This is a genomic window from Longimicrobium terrae, assembly GCF_014202995.1.
Classification (GTDB): domain Bacteria; phylum Gemmatimonadota; class Gemmatimonadetes; order Longimicrobiales; family Longimicrobiaceae; genus Longimicrobium; species Longimicrobium terrae.
Window position 1 is genome coordinate 525,584 of the sequence record NZ_JACHIA010000002.1, and the last position, 14,946, is coordinate 540,529.

The following is a 14,946-nucleotide window of genomic DNA, read 5'->3' on the forward strand; positions in this document are numbered from 1 at the left end:
GGCGGCGGGGCGGGTGCGGCGCCATCTGATCGCATGGAACCACGCGACACCACGAACCTGTGATCGCGTCCCTGATCCCGTACGCCTGTCGCGACGGCGCGCTCGCACGCATGATGTCGCGAATCAGAAGAGAACGACCAACCAGGAACAGAACTCGATGAACTTCCGCACATCCCGCCCCATAACCGCGGCCGCGCTGGCCGGCGTGCTGGGCGCATGCGCACCGGCGGTGGAGCCCGCCTCCGCGCCGTCCGCCGCATCGCCGGCGCAGGCACCCGCCGGCGCGCAGACGCCCATGGCCACGCTGGTGCGCGACGTCCACTCGTTCGCGCAGCCCAACGAGGCGCGCGTCACGCACGTGGCGCTGGACCTGCGCGCCGACTTCGCCGCCAAGGTGATTTCCGGCACCGCCGCGCTGGACGTGGCCGCCGCGCCCGGAGCCGACGACATCGTGCTCGACACCAAGGGCCTCACCATCCGCGGCGTGACCGGCGCGAACGGCCAGCCGCTGCGCTGGGCCCTCGGCACCGCGGACAGCATCCTGGGCCAGCCGCTCACCGTGCAGCTTCCCGCCGGCACGCGGCGCATCATCGTCCAATACGCCACCAGCCCGTCCGCGGGCGCGCTGCAGTGGCTGACCCCGGAGCAGACGGCGGGCAAGCGCCATCCGTACCTGTTCTCGCAGGGGCAGGCCATCCTTACGCGCAGCTGGATTCCCACGCAGGACAGCCCCGGAATTCGCCAGACGTACGAGGCGCGCATCGTGGTTCCCGCCGAGCTCAAGGCGGTGATGAGCGCCGAGATGCTCACGCCGAACGGCGAGCCGGCCGAGGGCGGGCGCGCCTTCCGCTTCAAGCTGGACCGCGCGGTACCGCCGTACCTGATCGCGCTGGGCGTGGGCGACCTGGCCTTTCGCGAACTGGGCCCGCGCACCGGCGTCTACACGGAACCCGCCATGCTGGAGCGCTCCGCGTACGAACTGGCGGAGCTGGAAAAGTTCGTCACCGCGGCCGAGGGGCTGTACGGCCCGTACCGCTGGGGCCGCTACGATATCCTCATGCTGCCGCCCTCGTTTCCGTACGGCGGCATGGAGAACCCGCGGCTGACCTTTGCCACGCCCACGATCCTTGCCGGCGACCGTTCGCTCGTCTCCCTGGTCGCGCACGAACTAGCGCACTCGTGGTCCGGGAACCTGGTGACCAACGCGACGTGGCAGGACTTCTGGCTGAACGAGGGGTTCACCACGTACTTCGAAAACCGCATCATGGAGGCGCTGTACGGGCCGGAGCGCGCCGCCATGCTGGCCAACCTGGGATGGCAGGGGCTGCAGGACGCGGTCGAGGCCGCGGGCGGAGACACCGGAGCGGACACGCGCCTCAAGATCGACCTCACCGGCCGCGATCCGGATGAGGGCACGACGGACATCGCGTACGAAAAGGGCGCCGCATTCCTGCGCACCATCGAGCAGGCCGTCGGGCGGCCGCGCTGGGACGCGTACCTGCGCTCGTACTTTGACCGCAACGCGTTCCAGCCGATGACCACCGAGCAGCTGCTGGCAGACATCCGCGCCAACCTGATCCGCGGCGACGCGGCGCTGGAGCAGCGGATCGGGCTGGATCAGTGGGCGTACCAGCCGGGCGTGCCCACCAATGCCGTCGTCCCGCACTCTGGTGCCTTTGCCGCCGTGGAGGCGCAGGCCCAGGCGTTCGACCGCGGAACGCCGGCCGCGCAGCTGCAGACGTCGGGGTGGAGCACGCAGGAGTGGCAGCACTTCCTGGGCGCGCTTCCGCAGACGATGACGGCCGCGCGGCTGGCGGACCTGGACCGCGCGTTCGGCCTGTCGCGGCAGGGCAACAGCGAAATCCTGTTCGCCTGGCTGCAGATGGCCGTGCGCAACCGCTACCAGCCCGCGGTGCCGGCGCTGGAGCAGTTCCTGACGTCGCAGGGGCGGCGCAAGTTCGTGCGCCCGCTGTTCGCCGCGCTGATGGAGCAGGGCACGTGGGGACAGCCCCTCGCGCGCCGCATCTACGCCGTCGCGCGCCCCGGCTACCACCCCGTGACCGCCACGTCGGTGGACGCCATCGTCCGCTGAACGGCTGGGTGGATGAACGGCGGTAGCGGGACCGGGGTTGATGAACGGCAGTTCACAATCTCGGTGGATGGAATCCGGTTGATGACCGACGCACGGCCCGGGAGCGATCCCGGGCCGTGTTTGCGTTCGGGGGATGGGGATGCTTGCCAGGATGAGCGTGCGACCGCCGACGGGGGCCCTCACCCCGCGTGCTGCGCACGACGACCCTCTCCCACGAACGGATGTGGGAGAGGGAGCACACCCCAGTATCGTGCGGGACGAGATCATGGGGCGAGTGGCGGTTCTCGGGCCGGCCGTTGAAACCGCGCCTCGAACCACACGAAGTCCGCCTCCGCGGACTGCGCCCGAGACAGTGCCACCGATCCCCAGGCAGTTGAAGCCCCGAACCGGACGCGCCAGCGGCCGGTGTCGGGGCTTTGCGCCGTTGGAGCGGCGGATTCGCTCAGGGATGGCCGCGATACGCTCTGATTCAACCCTCTGATCCGACGATTCACTCCCCCGGAGCGCGCTCACAACGCGCCGTTCCATCCGGCGCACCGTTGACGTCACCGGGTGGTGACAGTATGCCTGCTCCGTCCGCCAACGTTGTGCGTGTGAACACGTTGGCGGTACCGGAACACTCGCCAACTTCCCTGTGCCCGGGCCGCCGGAGGAGGGGCATAGGAGATCCGCTGGATGCCGCTATCATTCTTTAGCAGCCGATTTTCGGCTGCACGCGGAACCCAGGTGAAGGAGCGGATCATGAGCTGCTACGATGGAAAGTACCCGTGTCCCGTACCGGAGTACGCCCTCAAGGGGCCGCAGGTTGAGCCGGAAGCAAGCTTCTGGAACCACTGCCCGCAGCTGCGGATGGTGTCCATCAAGGAACTGCTGGACATCACCGACAACCCCGGCGAGCCCGGCTACTTCTATCCGTATCCGGACCCCTGCACGCCGGAGGGTGCGGAACTGATCGCCAAGGAGTTCAAGGAACTGCAGGATCTGGCGTCGCGGCGCGACGATCCGTGCAGCCTGGTGAACCCCGGCGAGTGCCCGGTGCTGACGGAAAGCCCCTGCAAGCCGCTGGAGAAGCTGCCCTTCTACTTCGGCTGCCGAGCGCCCATCAGCCGGCTGCTGAACCTTACGCCGCCCGCTCTGGGCGCCGTGCAGGTGAACCGGCTTCCCGGCCAGCAGGTGATTCGCACCGGCCGCGGGCTGGCGCGCCTGTTTGAGAACGAGACGCCGGGCCTCACCTACCGGCACACCCTCGACTACCTGATCACCACGCGCAACTGGTCGCCGCCGCGGCAGGCGCTGGTGTGGGCGGCGCTGGACGTGGCCATCGCCAGTGCGCTGCAGGCGGCGTGGTACTACAAGTGGCTCAGCCCGCGCCCGCTCACCTCGCGCCGGCCGCGCCCGTCGGAGTACGCGGCCGACCATGGTGTCAAGTTCAACGTGCTGTACGACCGGCCCGATGAACTGAACCCCATGTACATCACCTGCCCGGATGCCCGTCCGTGCTCGCCCAATCCGGGGTTCAGCCCGGGAACGCCGCGGCACCCGGCGTACCCGTCCGGCCACAGCACGTACGCCGGCGCGGCCAGCACCATCCTGGCCTACTTCTTTGGCAACGATCCCACGCCGGCCGCGCTGACGCTGGGAATGGCCAGCACCACGATCGGCGAGGAACTGCGCAACATGGCCGACAACATCGGCACGGCGCGCATGTGGGGCGGCGTGCACTGGCGGTCCGACCACGAGGCCGGGCTGCGGCTGGGCCAGGTGGTGGCCTGCCTGGTTCTGCGCCAGCTGTCCAGCATCTGCGGCGGCAACTTCAACCTGTGCCCGCCCATGCCCGCCATGGTGAGCCAGTGCAAGTGCCGGGACACGGACGTCTGCAAGGACGACGCGCCGCCCCCGTGCAAGGATCTCATGATCGGCGCGGAAAAGTGCCAGGCCGGGTGCGCCCCCTGCGGCGAGTCCAACGTCGACGTTCAGGACCCGTGCAAGCCGCCTCCCCCGGCGGACCTGGCCAGCCCTGAAACGCTGGATGCGCGCAGCGTGCAGCAGGGCGCGGTCTGATCGACTCCCCTCCATCACCAGAGCGCCCGGACGGTTCGCCGTCCGGGCGCTCGCCCGTTCGGCGATCCATCGTTTTAGACAGAGCGCGGAGAGGATTCGGTGCGCGTCCGCCGGCCGGGGCCCTCACCCCGCGTGCTGCGCACGACGACCCTCTCCCACGAACGGATGTGGGAGAGGGAGCACACCCCAGTTCGGCGGGGGACCAGATCTTGGGGCGAGCGGCGGTTCTCGGCCCGGCGGTTGAAACCGCGCCTCGAACCACACGAAGTCCGCCTCCGCGGACTCCGCCCGAGACATTTGCGCAGATTTCCAAGCAGTTGAAGCCCCGAACGGCGCCTGTGGGCGTCGTGTCGGGGGTTCCCGCTTCTGGAGCGGCGGATTCATTCGCTCAAGGAACTCCGCTCACGCCCTGCACTCGCCGATTCGCACCACACCCTCCGCCCCTCCCCAACCCTCCAGTCTTTTTTGGGGGAGGGTGGGCCGGTAGTGCCGGCCCGGGTGGGGGCCCGCCGCAGAGCCTGCCCGTGACGCGCTCATCCGCATCCGTCTGTCCTGCCGTATATCGCCACGATACATTCAACGGCTGCATTCCGACGCATGACTGCCGCCCGGCGCGGCGCTCCCGCATACGATCCACAGACGAACATGGCCGACCAGATCCGCGTCCGTTTCGCCCCCAGCCCCACCGGCTTTCTGCACGTCGGCGGCGCGCGCACCGCCCTGTACAACTGGCTCCTGGCCCGGCGCACGGGCGGCGTCTTCGTGCTGCGCATCGAGGACACCGACCGCGAACGCAGCAGCGGCGAAATGACCCAGGCCATTCTGGACGGCATGACATGGCTGGGGCTGAACTGGGACGAGGGCCCCGTCCATCAGGCCGACGGGCTGGAGAGGCACAAGGGCGAGGTGGGCAGGCTGCTGGCGGCCGGATCGGCGTACCGCTGCTTCTGCACGCCCGAGGAGCTGCAGGCCCGCCGCGACATCATGAAGGAGGAGTACCGCTACGACCGCCGCTGCGCCGCCATCCCCGCGGACGAGAGCGCGCGCCGCGCGGAATCCGGCGAACGCTTCGCCGTGCGCTTCCGCGTACCGGAAGGCGACACCGCGTGGGATGACGAGGTGCACGGCGAAACGCGGTTCAAGAACGAGAGCATCGAGGACTTCATCATCCTGCGCACCGACGGCACGCCCATCTACAACCTGGCCGTGGTGTCGGACGACATCGACATGCGCATCACGCACGTCATCCGCGGCGACGACCACATCGCCAACACGCCCAAGCAGATCCTGCTGTACCAGGCCATGGGCGCCGCCGTCCCGCGCTTTGCCCACCTCCCCATGATCCTGGGGCCGGATGGCAAGCGGCTCAGCAAGCGCCACGGCGCCACCGCGGTGGGCCAGTACGCGGAGCAGGGCATCCTTCCGCAGGCGATGAACAACTTTCTCGCGCTGCTGGGATGGAACGCCGGCGACGACGTGGAAGTGATGACGATGACGGAGCTTACCGAGCGCTTTTCGCTGGACCGCGTCAACAAGAAGAGCGCCGTCTTCGACACCGCCAAGCTGGAGTGGATGAACGGCCAGCACATCGCCCTGATGCCCGCCGAAGAGCTGCTGCCGCTCGTCACCCCGCATCTGGTGCGGGACGGGCTGCTGACGGAGGATGAGGTGCAGGCGCGCCGCGAGCCGCTGCTGGCGCTGATGACGGAGCTGCGCATCCGCGGGCGCACCACGCTGGAGATCGCCGCCCAGGCGCGCACCTATCTGGTGGACGAGGTGGAGGCGTACGACGAGGCCTCCACCGCCAAGCACTGGAAGAACGCGGAGGAAACGTCGCAGCGCCTGCAGGCCGTGCACGACGCCCTGGCCGCGGTGGAGCCGTGGACCACCGAGGGGATCGACGCGGCGCTGCGCGGGACGGCGGAAACGCTGGGTGTGGGGCTGGGCAAGGTGGCGCAGCCGCTGCGGGTGGCGCTGGTGGGGCAGGCCGCCAGCCCGGGAATCGATTTCGTGGTCCACACGCTGGGACGTGACCGAACCCTCCATAGAATCGTCCGCGCGCGCGAGCGCATCGCGGGAGTCTAAAGAGAAACGTTGACTTCCACCGGGAGGTCGCCTAAGTTGCGCCCACAGGCTGGGGTACGTGGAAACACGCAGCGCTGTGCCGCCCCGCGGAGCGGGAAACGCATCGCGCGGCGGGAAACAGGTTGGGCGGGTTCGGGACAGTCGCGGCACCATCGCGGCCGCCTGTCTCGCGCATCCCGGGCCAGGAGTAACCGAACGGATTCAGCGCGAATCCGATACACACTGGGAGGGACGACCCAACGTCCAGCGGAGGCGGGCATGCCTGAAGCGCTGACCAAGATCGAGCGCCGGATCCTGAACTACCTTGTGGACTACCTCAAGGAGAACACCTACCAGCCGAGTATCCGGGAGATCGGCAAACGGTTCGGGATCAAGAGCACCAAGACGGTCTCGGAGCACCTGCAGTCGCTCGCGGACAAGAACTTCATCGAGCGTGACGCCTCGCGCTCGCGCGGCGTCAAGATTCTGGGGATGAACCTGTCGCCCTCCGTGGCCAGCGTTCCGCTCTACGGCCAGATCGCCGCCGGGGTCCCCGTGCTTCTGCGCGAGGACGTGGTGGAGGAGTTCGAGTTCGACCGCAAGCTGGTGGGCTCTGCCGACGCCTTTCTGCTGCAGGTCAAGGGCGACAGCATGACCGGGATGGGCATCAGCGAGAACGACATGGTTCTCGTGGAGCCGGTGGAAGAGTCCGACCTGCAGAACGGCGACATCGTCGCGGCGCGGGTGGACGGCGACGCCACGGTGAAGCGCTACTTCGCCAACGGCGGCAAGGTGGTGCTGGAGCCGGCCAACACGGCCTACGCCCCCATTCTGGTGCACGAGCACAATGACTTCACCGTGCTCGGCCGCGTAAGCGGCCTGTACCGGCGCTTTACCCGCGCGCACACCGAAGCCATCGTTACCGGCGCGCACTGACCGCGTGGTCCGCAAGGCAGGAGGGACCCCGGCGCGGCGCCGGGGTCCTTTGTGTTTTCCGTCACCCAGCGAACGTGATGCAGATGGACGAGGTCGCGCCGGACCAGGACGAGCGGTGGATGCGGGTGGCGCTGGCTGAGGCGGCCGCGGCCGAGGCGCTGGGCGAGGTTCCCGTGGGCGCGGTGATCGTGCGGGGCGGGGAAGTGGTGGCCACGGGGCACAACCTGACGCACACGCTGCAGGATCCCACGGCGCACGCGGAGATGGTGGCCATCCGCCGGGCGGCGCAGGCCATTGGCCACTGGCGGCTGCTGGAGTGCACGCTGTACGTGACGCTGGAGCCGTGCACCATGTGCTCGGGCGGCATCGTGCACGCGCGCATTCCGCGGCTGGTGTTTGCCGCGCACGATCCCAAGGCGGGAATGGTGGGGTCGCTGGGAAACCTGGTGCAGCACCCCCGCCTGAACCACCGCGTGCAGCTCACCACCGGCGTGCTGGCCGAGGAAGCCGGCGACGTCCTCCGCGCCTTTTTCCGCTCCCGCCGCAAGCCGCGCGCAGCCACTTTCGACGTTTCCGCCTCCCCGGACTGTTCTCCGCCTGAACAGGTCAGCGGCCAGGGCGAATAATCCGCATCACCACGACAAGCTCCACCCCGTCCTCGTCCGTGACCACGCCCGCCATGTGATCGCCGCGTACAACGGGCGCTGGAGAGGGTAAGAGCCGCTCCGGCGTGCGGACCTGGCCCAGAAAGGTGCCGGACGGGTGGAATACGTCGTAGCTCGACGGACCTCCTGACGTGGTACGAACCCACAAGTGCCCGTCGCTCGCCGCAAAGAAGTCGGCCAGCACCGGGACCGTGGAAGGCAGCTTCGACGGATCCACCGTTGCGCCGTGCTTCTTCATTTCCCGCAACTGGCGAAGGGCCGACTCGCGTTGCAGGCGGTTCGGTGCCATGGACTTCACCGGTCGCGAGATCACGCGTTCGATCCCGCCGCCCATCGGGTGCCGTTCAATCCGATACCTGTCGGTGATCGCAAGCCAGACAGAACCGTTCGGATCAAGCACCCACAGCTGCGTGGGGGCAAACGGCAGCACCATGCGCGAGACGCTTCGCTGGTCTCCCGTCTGCGAAACCCGCTCGACGGCGGACTCCACGAAGACGGGAAATGTGAACGTGTCCAGCGGCTGAAGCAGGGAGTCGTGCCGCACCACACCCCCGATGCCAGCTTCGGACGCCCCCAGTACATCATAGAGCCGGCCCTGATGGTCAAATCCGAGGGGCCACGGGCTGATGGACGTGTCGATGTTGCGCCGGTGTTCGGCGACCAGGGTGCCGGCGGTGTCCCAGACCGAATAGCGGGCACTTGCGCCGTCCACCGTCCACAGCCGGCCCGCCGGATCCCAATCCATTCCCGCGAGCATCAGAAACTCACCGGGACCGCCCCCTTTTCGTCCCACGGTGCGGACCGCCCTGCCTTCCGGCGAAAACACCCGGATCTCGTTCTTCAAACCATCCGCCACCCACACGCGCCCGCCCGCGTCCAGCGCGACATCCACGATGCGGCCGAATTCCTGGTCGCCCACTGCGCCGATTACCGCCATCCGCTCCACCCGCCACTCCTGACCGTTCGCCCAAGCCGGTGCGGCGTTCCGGTTCACTCCAGCATCCTCGTCCTCGCATCCGGAGCAGGAGACCACCATCACGGTCAGGGATGCCAGACGACGTGCCAGGCGCTGGTAAAACTGCATGGTGGGCTGTGATTGGTGAAAGGCCGGGTGCAGGAGACCACGGCATGTGGCCGATTGGGCCTGCGTGGGACGGGTGGGTCACTGAGCCACGTGGCAGACGATTCCCGCGCCGTACGAAAAGGTAGTCGTACTCTGCGAGCCGTCTGGGTAAATCGTGGTTTTCGTAACGATTACAATGGTTTGCACGCAGATAAGATCACCCGCTCTGGGCTGATTATCCTGCTGTGCGGCGCCCGTGGATGAAGCGGAAACGGTCAACATCCCGATCAAGCCGAGCAGGTAGGGTTTTCTCATGATCACCGTCCATGGTGGTGTGAGAGGACGAACGTGCGCCGGTATCCGCCGACTTCGGTTTGGCCAGCCCGTCCATAATGCGCGCAAGGCAGCTCCGCAACAAGTGTCTCATTACGAGTGATTACGTGAGCCTCTGGCGGTCAGCCCGACTGCATGCCAAACCCGCCCGCCACCACATGCCTAATGTGCTCTGCTGCAGAGAACGACGGATCGCCACTGTTGCCTCTCGAATCTGACCTCCGGTCCTGTGCTCCCCGTGCGTGAACTCGTGCTGGAGAGCCCGACAGGCGAAGTGCTACCCGAATGCGGTACACAGGCAGGGCCGCGCATCCACGAGCGCCGCGTTCCGCCCTTCAACCGTGCGCTTCGTTGACACTTGGCGTGGTGGCGGGGTAAGTTTGCGCCGTTGCCGACATCCGGCTTCTCTCCCGGAACACACAAGCGCAAACATGGCCGAATCCCAGCGCCGCACGCTCATGGACGCCGCCCGGGTGGAAGGCGTCCTGGCGCGCATGGCGGAGGAGATCGTGCAGCTCACCGGCGGCGGCTCGCCGCTGCTTCTCGTGGGCGTGGAGCGGCGCGGCGTGCAGCTCGCGGCCCGCCTGGCCGCGCTCCTGGCCGACCGCACCGGCACCGCCCCCCTCACCGGATCGCTCGACATCACCCTGTACCGCGACGACCTCATGACCGTGGGCCCGCGCCCCGTCGTGGGCCAGACGCGGCTTCCCGTGGGCGGCATCGACGGCCGGGAGCTGGTGATCGTGGACGACGTGCTGTACACGGGACGCACCGTGCGCGCGGCGCTGGACGAGCTGGCGGACTTCGGGCGGCCCAAGCGCATTCTGCTGGCCGTGCTGGTAGACCGCGGCGGGCGCGAACTCCCCATCCAGGGCGACATCGTGGGCGAACGGGTGGAGGTCCGCGACGGCGGGCGGGTGGAGGTGCTCGTTCCCGAGATCGACGGCTCGCTGGGGGTGGAACTGGTGGACGCGGAGGGGCTGGACTGATGCCGCAAGCCGTACCGTCGCTGGGCAAGGACCTGCTGGGGCTGGAGGGGCTGACCCGCGAACAGATTACCGGCATTCTGGACACGGCCGAAGCGTTCAAGGAAATCAGCGAGCGGCCGGTAAAGAAGGTGCCGGTGCTGCGCAACAAGACCATCGTCAACGCGTTCTTCGAAAACAGCACGCGCACCCGCATCTCGTTCGAGTTCGCGGAAAAGCGGCTGGCCGCCGACACGGTCAACATCAGCTCCACCGGCTCGTCCGTGGCCAAGGGCGAAACGCTGGTGGATACGGCGCGCAACCTGGAGGCGATGCGGATCGACATGGTCGTCATCCGCCACGGCGCGTCGGGATCGGCGCAGTTCCTGGCGGACCGCATCGCCAGCAGCGTCATCAACGCGGGCGACGGCAAGCACGAGCACCCCACGCAGGGGCTGCTGGACCTGCTCACCATCCGCGACCACCGCGGCCCGCTGGACGGCCTGCACGTCTGCATCTGCGGCGACGTCCTGCACTCCCGCGTGGCGCGCAGCAACATTCACGGGCTGCGGAAGATGGGCGCCCAGGTGGCCGTCTGCGGCCCGGCCACGCTGCTTCCCGCGCAGGTGGCGGAGATGGGCGTGACCGTGTTCCGCCGCATCGAGGAAGCCATCGAGTGGGCGGACGTGCTCAACATCCTGCGCCTGCAGCTGGAGCGGATGACGGGCGGCTTCATCCCCAGTCTTCGCGAGTACAACCGCGTCTTCGGCGTTACGCGCGCCCGCGTGGAAGCGGCGCCGCGCGACATTCTCATCCTGCACCCCGGCCCCATGAACCGCGGCGTGGAAATCGACAGCGACGTGGCGGACGGGCCGCACAGCGTCATCCTGCAGCAGGTGACCAACGGCGTCGCCGTGCGCATGGCCGTCCTCTACCTCCTTTCCGGCGGGCAGCCGGAGCAGGCGGAAGCCGCCAAGACCGGAGGCGCGGCATGAACCCCGTTCTGATCCGCGGCGGCCGCGTGGTGGACCCGTCGCAGCGCATGGATGCCGTGGCCGACGTCCTTCTCGTGGACGGCCGCGTCGCCCGCGTGGGACAGGGGATCGACGCGCCCGAGGGCGCGGAAACGATCGATGCTTCCGGCCTCGTGGTCACCCCCGGGCTGGTGGACGTGCACGTGCACCTGCGCGAGCCGGGGCAGGAGCACAAGGAAACGATCCGCACCGGCGCCCGCGCGGCGGCGGCCGGCGGCTTCACCACCGTCGTGGCGATGCCGAACACGGACCCGCCCATCGACGATCCCGCGGCCGTGGGCTTCGTGCTGGCGGAGGGAATGCGGTCCGGCGGCGCGCGCGTGTTTCCCACCGGGTGCATCACCATGCGCCAGCAGGGCGAGCAGCTGACGGAGTTCGGCGAGCTGATCAACGCCGGCGCGGTGGCGGTCACGGACGACGGCAAGCCCGTGGTCAGCGGCGGAATGCTGCGGATGGCGCTGGAGTACGCGCTGACCTTTGACCTTCCCGTCGCCGTCCACGAAGAAGATCCCACGCTCGCCCGCAAGGGGACGATGAACGAGGGGATCGTCGCCAGCCGACTGGGGCTGACCGGCATCCCCAACGCGGCGGAAGACGTGATGATCGCCCGCGACCTCGTTCTCGCCGAGCTGACCGGGGCGCGGCTGCACGTGCAGCACGTATCGACGCGACTGGGTGTGCAGCTGATCCGCGAGGCCAAGGCGCGCGGGGTGCGGGTGACGGCGGAGGCCACGCCGCACCACTTCACCCTGACGGACGCGGCGGTGGAGGCGTACCGCACGGACGCCAAGATGAACCCGCCGCTGCGCTCCGAGGCAGACCGCGACGCCGTGCGCCAGGGCGTGCGCGACGGCACGCTGGACGTGATCGCCACGGACCACGCGCCGCACCACTACGATGAAAAGGAGCAGGCGTTCGAGGACGCGCCCTTCGGCATCGTGGGGCTGGAGACGGCGCTGGGGCTCACCTACACGGAGCTGGTGGCCACGGGATTGATCGACCTCCCGACGATGGTGGAGCGGATGAGCTGCGCCCCGGCGCGGGCCATGAAGCTGGACGGGATGGGTTCGCTGGCGGAGGGGAGCCTGGCGGACGTGACGATCATGGACGTGCGCGCCGAGTGGACGGTGAATCCGGCGTCGTTCCTGAGCATGAGCCGCAACACGCCGTTCACCGGCCGGGCGCTGCGCTGCCGCGCGGTCCGCACGCTGGTGGGCGGCCGGACCGTATGGCGGGAAACACAGGCGGGATGAGAGAAGTGAACTACGCAGTGTCGCTGGCGCCCCGCACGGACCCCCGCGGGTTCTGCGGGCCGGCGTATCCGGGCCCGATGGTGGCCGACCTTCGCGAGGACGTGCGCGAAATCATCGGCTGCTACCTGGTCTACGAAAAGCAGCGGCGCGAAACCAAGGCGGGCAAGCCGTTTCTGGAGCTTACGCTGGGCGACCAGACGGGCACCGTGACCGCCATGGTGTGGGACGACGCCGAGCGCTGCGACCGCGCCGTGGGCCCGGACGACGTGGTGGGGGTGCGCGGCAAGGTGAGCGTGTATCGCGAAAAGATGCAGCTCACCGTGAGCCTCATCGAGCCGCTGGAGATCAGCGACGACGACCTGGCGACCTTTCTTCCCGCTTCGCCACGCGACCGCGGGCAGATGATGCGGGAGCTGGACGCCATGGTGGCGTCGATCTCGGACCTGCCGCTGCGCACGCTGCTGGTGCGGTGCGTGGGCGCCAAGACGCAGCTGGGCCGCAGCTTCCGCATCCACCCCGCGGCCAAGAAGCACCATCACGCCTACCTGGGCGGATTGATGGAGCACTCGCTCAGCGTCGCGGGCGCGGCGGACCGCCTGTGCGCGCACTACCGCGAGCAGGGCGCGCCGCTGGACCGCGACCTGCTGATCGCGGGCGCGCTGCTGCACGACATCGGCAAGACGCGCGAGCTGACGGCGCGCCGCTCGTTCGCGTATACGGACGAGGGGCAGCTGCTGGGCCACATCCTGCTGGGATTGCAGGTGATTCTGCGCGAGGCGGACGGAATTCCCGGGCTGCGCGCGGACCGCATGCTGCACCTGCAGCACCTGATCGCCAGCCATCACGGCAAGTACGAGTTCGCCAGCCCCAAGCTGCCGCAGACGCTGGAAGCGCTGCTGCTGAGCTTTGCGGACGACCTGGACGCCAAGATGAACCCCGGGATGCGCGCGGTGGCCGGGCTGCAGCCGGGCGGCTGGACGCCGTTCGACCGCGGCATGGACCGCTCGTTCCATCGCCCGGCGCTGCTGGAATCCGCCGCCGCGCCCGTGCTGGAGCCCGTGGCTCCGCGCGAGTTCGTGGCCGACGTCATCGACCTGTTCCGCGGCTGAGCGGGCAACCGAACCAGACTGCCATGAGTGAACTGAATCCTGGTGCCTCGCCGGTGCACGACCTGATCCGGCAGCGCGAGCAGCTGAACGGGTGGATCGCCCGGCTGGACGAGGTGGGCGGCCGCGCCAGCACGCACGTGACGCAGCGGGTGCGCGCGGACTACGCCGACCGTCTGCGCCGCGTGACGGAGGACCTGTCCTCGCACCGCGGCGAGATCGAGGCCGACCTGGAGCGCAACCGCGGCCTGCTTCAGGAGGCGGAGGAGCGGCGCGGGCACCTGGCGGACGAGATGGACGAGGTGCAGCTGCGCCACCTGATCGGCGAGCTGGACGAGGCCGCGTGGGATGCGCAGCGCCCCGGGCTGGAATCGGCCGTGGCCGAGGCGGGCGACGCCGTGGCGCATGCGCGCTCCGAGGTGGAGCGCCTGCAGACGCTGGCCGCCGACATCGCCGGCGCGGAGAGCGCCATGGCGGCGCCCAGCCCCGCCCCGGCCGTGGCGGACGCGCCGCCGCCCGCCGTCCCCATCGCCGTGCAGAACGACTGGGAGACGGAAGGCGGCGAGCCGCTGGAAGCCAGCGCCCTCGCGCCGGACGACGTCTTCGCGCAGCCGGCAGACCCGGTTCCCGCCACGCCCGCGCAGGAAATCGCGCCTCCGGCTTCGCTCACGCCGGCGGAGACGGCGCGCGCGGCGGACGAGGTGTCGAGCGACGAGTGGGACCCGTTCGGCGGGGAGTTCGGGGAGCCGCAGAAGATGGCGGACGCGGACGAGGAGCTTCCGTGGCTGGAAGGGATCGACGAGGCGGCCAAGGCCTGGACGCCGCCCGCCGCCGCTCCTGCGGAAGAGGACAACGGGTTGGACTTTCTGCGCGACATTGAGAACTCGGTGCGCGCGCCGGAGACGACGCAGGCCGACCTGGGCGCGGACGACCTTGCGTTCCTGGAGGAGCTTGACCGCGCGATCGGCGCCCCCGCTCCCGCGCCGTCCAGCACGCCGAGCACGCCATCCTCGCCGTCTTCCGCGCCGAGCGGGGGGAGCCGCGCGGAGCCGCTGCTGTGCAAGGAATGCGGCGCCATCAACGAACCGCACAGCTGGTACTGCGAAATCTGCGGCTCCGAACTGTAGAACAAAAAAAGAAGGGCATCACGCAGAGCAGCAGAGCAGCAGAGAACAGCCACAAATGAAAAGAAGGGGAGCGCAGACGCTACATCGTCTCGCGCTCCCTTCTTTTATCCTTTCTCTGCTTCTCTGCTGCTCTGCGTGAGACCTGCTGTTGCTGTTCGTCCGTGCCCTCCGTGCATCCTCCGTGACCTCCGTGTGAAACGGCAGTTCAGAGAGGTGGATACACGAAAATGCCCGCCGCACTCGAAAG

12 protein-coding genes are annotated in these 14,946 nt (G+C 68.8%); 10 read left to right on the forward strand and 2 right to left on the reverse strand.

Annotated features, from left to right (window positions below; translation table 11 throughout):
* Positions 1-157: 157 nt before the first annotated feature.
* From HNQ61_RS05580 to tadA, 5 genes are all read left to right on the forward strand, one after another.
* Positions 158-2,092, forward strand: a complete 1,935-nt coding sequence (locus HNQ61_RS05580; protein ID WP_170037462.1) for a M1 family metallopeptidase — start codon at positions 158-160, stop codon at positions 2,090-2,092.
* 741 nt (positions 2,093-2,833) lie between these two features.
* Positions 2,834-4,153, forward strand: a complete 1,320-nt coding sequence (locus HNQ61_RS05585) for a vanadium-dependent haloperoxidase (RefSeq protein ID WP_170037460.1) — start codon at positions 2,834-2,836, stop codon at positions 4,151-4,153.
* Between the two features lie 645 nt (positions 4,154-4,798).
* A complete protein-coding gene (gltX, locus tag HNQ61_RS05590; protein WP_170037457.1) occupies positions 4,799-6,238 on the forward strand; it encodes a glutamate--tRNA ligase in 1,440 nt (479 codons plus the stop codon).
* Between the two features lie 258 nt (positions 6,239-6,496).
* Positions 6,497-7,153 (forward strand): transcriptional repressor LexA, encoded by a 657-nt coding sequence (gene lexA / locus HNQ61_RS05595; RefSeq protein ID WP_170037454.1) that lies wholly within the window; start codon positions 6,497-6,499, stop codon positions 7,151-7,153.
* A gap of 77 nt (positions 7,154-7,230) precedes the next feature.
* Complete coding sequence (gene tadA / locus HNQ61_RS05600; protein ID WP_221239657.1) at positions 7,231-7,779, forward strand: tRNA adenosine(34) deaminase TadA; 549 nt, start codon at positions 7,231-7,233, stop codon at positions 7,777-7,779.
* Here the strand turns inward: tadA and HNQ61_RS05605 are convergent.
* A complete protein-coding gene (locus tag HNQ61_RS05605; protein WP_170037451.1) occupies positions 7,760-8,902 on the reverse strand; it encodes a 6-bladed beta-propeller in 1,143 nt (380 codons plus the stop codon). The two genes, tadA and HNQ61_RS05605, sit on opposite strands and share 20 nt — an antisense overlap.
* A 78-nt stretch (positions 8,903-8,980) precedes the next feature.
* Positions 8,981-9,196 carry a hypothetical protein gene (locus tag HNQ61_RS05610; RefSeq protein ID WP_170037448.1) on the reverse strand — a complete coding sequence of 72 codons (216 nt, stop codon included), beginning with the start codon at positions 9,194-9,196 and terminating at the stop codon, positions 8,981-8,983.
* Positions 9,197-9,645: 449 nt separating this feature from the next.
* Between HNQ61_RS05610 and pyrR the strand changes: the two genes are divergently transcribed.
* The 5 genes from pyrR to HNQ61_RS05635 are packed head-to-tail and all read left to right on the forward strand — an operon-like array spanning position 9,646 to position 14,699.
* A complete protein-coding gene (gene pyrR / locus HNQ61_RS05615; RefSeq protein ID WP_170037445.1) occupies positions 9,646-10,203 on the forward strand; it encodes a bifunctional pyr operon transcriptional regulator/uracil phosphoribosyltransferase PyrR in 558 nt (185 codons plus the stop codon).
* Complete coding sequence (locus HNQ61_RS05620; protein WP_170037442.1) at positions 10,203-11,174, forward strand: aspartate carbamoyltransferase catalytic subunit; 972 nt, start codon at positions 10,203-10,205, stop codon at positions 11,172-11,174. Before pyrR ends, HNQ61_RS05620 begins: the two co-directional genes overlap by 1 nt.
* On the forward strand, positions 11,171-12,466 hold the full coding sequence (locus HNQ61_RS05625; RefSeq protein ID WP_170037439.1) for a dihydroorotase: 1,296 nt from the start codon (positions 11,171-11,173) through the stop codon (positions 12,464-12,466). Before HNQ61_RS05620 ends, HNQ61_RS05625 begins: the two co-directional genes overlap by 4 nt.
* Positions 12,467-12,471: 5 nt before the next feature.
* Positions 12,472-13,575 (forward strand): HD domain-containing protein, encoded by a 1,104-nt coding sequence (locus HNQ61_RS05630; RefSeq protein ID WP_170037435.1) that lies wholly within the window; start codon positions 12,472-12,474, stop codon positions 13,573-13,575.
* A 23-nt stretch (positions 13,576-13,598) separates the two neighbouring features.
* A complete protein-coding gene (locus tag HNQ61_RS05635) occupies positions 13,599-14,699 on the forward strand; it encodes a zinc finger Ran-binding domain-containing protein (RefSeq protein ID WP_170037432.1) in 1,101 nt (366 codons plus the stop codon).
* Positions 14,700-14,946: the final 247 nt, after the last annotated feature.

Coding starts and splice junctions, on each gene's coding strand:
- HNQ61_RS05580 (WP_170037462.1), top strand. CDS start 158: ATGAACTTCCGCACATCCCGCCCCATAACCGCGGCCGCGCTGGCCGGC.
- HNQ61_RS05585 (WP_170037460.1), top strand. CDS start 2,834: ATGAGCTGCTACGATGGAAAGTACCCGTGTCCCGTACCGGAGTACGCC.
- gltX (WP_170037457.1), top strand. CDS start 4,799: ATGGCCGACCAGATCCGCGTCCGTTTCGCCCCCAGCCCCACCGGCTTT.
- lexA (WP_170037454.1), top strand. CDS start 6,497: ATGCCTGAAGCGCTGACCAAGATCGAGCGCCGGATCCTGAACTACCTT.
- tadA (WP_221239657.1), top strand. CDS start 7,231: ATGCAGATGGACGAGGTCGCGCCGGACCAGGACGAGCGGTGGATGCGG.
- HNQ61_RS05605 (WP_170037451.1), bottom strand. CDS start 8,902: ATGCAGTTTTACCAGCGCCTGGCACGTCGTCTGGCATCCCTGACCGTG.
- HNQ61_RS05610 (WP_170037448.1), bottom strand. CDS start 9,196: ATGAGAAAACCCTACCTGCTCGGCTTGATCGGGATGTTGACCGTTTCC.
- pyrR (WP_170037445.1), top strand. CDS start 9,646: ATGGCCGAATCCCAGCGCCGCACGCTCATGGACGCCGCCCGGGTGGAA.
- HNQ61_RS05620 (WP_170037442.1), top strand. CDS start 10,203: ATGCCGCAAGCCGTACCGTCGCTGGGCAAGGACCTGCTGGGGCTGGAG.
- HNQ61_RS05625 (WP_170037439.1), top strand. CDS start 11,171: ATGAACCCCGTTCTGATCCGCGGCGGCCGCGTGGTGGACCCGTCGCAG.
- HNQ61_RS05635 (WP_170037432.1), top strand. CDS start 13,599: ATGAGTGAACTGAATCCTGGTGCCTCGCCGGTGCACGACCTGATCCGG.